Annotated in this window: 1 protein-coding gene; it reads right to left on the bottom strand. The window is 72.9% G+C overall.

The features are described 5' to 3' along the window. The coding region (locus ACK5F2_RS16955) for an ATP-binding protein (protein ID WP_409866761.1) at positions 1–2,470 on the bottom strand (2,470 nt) is incomplete at its 3' end. Positions 2,471–2,512 lie beyond the last annotated feature (42 nt).

The raw sequence follows: 2,512 nt of genomic DNA, 5'->3' as shown, positions 1-2,512 counted from the left end.
AGGCCCAGCTGGCGACCCAGCTGCCCAGAAAAACCTCGGCATGTGGGTCCGGTGCGCCGTCGCGCGCCGGTCCGCCCAGCAGGGCCGGCGCCGGTGGATGGCGCGGGCCCGGCGGCGGCCGACCGGGCGGGCGACCGTGGCGGCGCAGCGCCGCCATCAGGGCGGCCTGGCTGATGGGCTTGCTCAGATGGTCGTCGCAGCCGGCCTCGCGGCTGGCTTGGATGTCGCTCGCGAAGGCATGAGCGGTGAGTGCGATCACGGGCACATGCTGCCAGCCCAGGCGGGCCTCCAGGCGGCGCAGCTCGCGGGTGGCGCTGTGCCCGTCCATGCCGGGCATCTGCACATCCATCAGCACCAGGTCGTAAGCCCGCTCGCGCAGGTACTGCAGGCCCAGGGCGCCGTTCTCGGCCACGGTGATGTGGTGGCCCGCGGGCTGCAGCATGGCCTGTACCAGCAGCACGTTCACCTCGTTGTCCTCGCACAGCAGGATGTGCTGGGGTGGCAGCTCGGCTGCGGCTGGCGTGGGCGAGGGCTGCGGCGGACTGACGGCATGGCGTGTCACGGCCGGCAGGGGCAGGCGGATGAAGAAGCGGCTGCCCTGGCCGGGGGCACTCTCCAGCCAGATCTCGCCGCCCATCATCTGCACCAGGCTGCGGCTGATGGACAGGCCCAGGCCCGTGCCGCCGTAAAAGCGCGTGACGCTGCCATCGGCCTGGGTGAAGGGCTGGAAGATCAGCTCATGCTTGCTGGGCGCGATGCCGATGCCGGTATCGCTCACCATGAGCAGCAGGCGGCCCCCGGGCTCGCGCCGCGCGCTCAGCGTGACACGACCTTCACGGGTGAACTTGATGGCATTGCCCAGCAGATTGATCAGCACCTGGGACAGGCGCTGGGCATCGCCCTCCACCCAAGCCTTGGCCTCGGGGGCCAGCTCCAGCAGCAGGGCCAGGCCCTGGGCCTCGGCGCGCGGGCGCAGCAGCTCGGTGCAGCGGCGCAGCAGGGCCTCCAGCTCGAAGGGGGCCGGCTCCAGGCTGAGGCGGCCGGCCTCGATCTTGGAGATGTCCAGCAGGTCGTTGATCAGCTCGAACAAGGTCTGGCCCGCGCCGCGGAAGGCTTCCACATAGCGGCGCTGCTCGGCATTCAGCGGCGTCTTGGCCAGCAGCTCGGCCATGCCCAGCAAGGCGTTCATCGGGGTGCGGATCTCGTGGCTCACATTGGCCAGAAACTGGCTCTTGGCCTGGTTGGCCGCCTCGGCCACGGCACGCTCATGGCTCAGCTGGCGCTGGATGAGCGCGGACCAGCGCAGCTGGGCCAGGGCGCCGAGCGCCAGACTCAGGCCCAGCAGCGCCAGGGGACCGCCCGGCGCTGCCAGCCACTGCCAGCCCAGGCCCAGGGCGGTGAGGCCCAGCAGCGCGGCCAGAGCCAGGGCGCTGAGCGCGGCCTGGCGCGCCAGCTCGGGGCGGGGCCGGCTTGCGGCCCAGAGCAGGGGCGCCGCTGCCAGGCCCCAGAGCAGGAGCTGCCAGGGCCAGGGGGCGGGCTTCAGCAGCTCCCCCCGGCGCAGGGCCGCATAGGCAGCGGCTTGCAGGGCCGTGCCACCGCGCAGGCCCTGCGGCGTCAGCACCTGGTCGGCGAAGAAGGCGCTGCTCCCCAGAAACACCACCCGGCCCTTCAGCAGGGGCCGCAGGGAGGCATCCTCGCGTGCGCCCAGGGCCGCCTCCATCAGCTCGTCCCAGCCCAGGCGCGGAACCGCATCGGCGTGCTTGGACAAGCGCAGCAAGACCCGCCCCTGCGAGTCCAGCGGCCAGCGGCCCAGCTCGGAAGCCTGGCGGGCGCCGGACTCGCGCATCCAAGCCGCCAGGGGCAGGGCCGGCAGGCGCTTTTCGCCCACGCGGTGCAGCAGGGGCAGGCGGCGCAGGCGGCCGTCCTCGTCCAGGGGCGCGCTGATCAGGCCCACGCTGCCCGGGGTGGCGCTGGTCAAGAGATCGGGCGTGGGCAGGGTAAGGGCCGACCATTCGGTGGCTGGCAGGGGCGAGCTCTGAGACAGGCTCAGCCGCGTGAGCGTGTCGGACTGGGCCGCGTCCAGGCCCAGGGGCTGGCGCAGCCCGGCCGCGGCCAGCACCCAGTCGGGCCGCTCCTCCAGGCTGCGCGCCAGGCTGTCGTCGCCCGAGCGCTGCTCGGCAAAGACCAGGTTGATGACCAGCAGCCGCACACCCGCCTCGCGCAGATAGTCCTGCAGCAGGGCATAGGCGCCGCGCTCATAGGGCCAGTGACCCAGCAGGGGTTCCAGACGACGCAGTGCGGCGTCGTCAATGTCCACGGCCAGCACCTCCTCGTAGCGATGCTCGGGCGCGGCCCAGCGCAGTTGTGCATCTTCAAGCGCCCGGGCCGGGGCGCGGCCCAGCCCCAGCAGCACCGCCAGCAGCATCAGGGGCAGGGCCAGCAGGGGCAGCTGGGCGAGGCGCAGGCGCATGGGGTGAGGGCGGGGCCGGGCTCAGAGCGCCAGCAAGAGCAG

The sequence above is a fragment of the Roseateles sp. genome, assembly GCF_046300915.1.
GTDB lineage: Bacteria > Pseudomonadota > Gammaproteobacteria > Burkholderiales > Burkholderiaceae_C > Kinneretia.
This window is presented reverse-complemented; position numbering and strand designations above follow the sequence as displayed.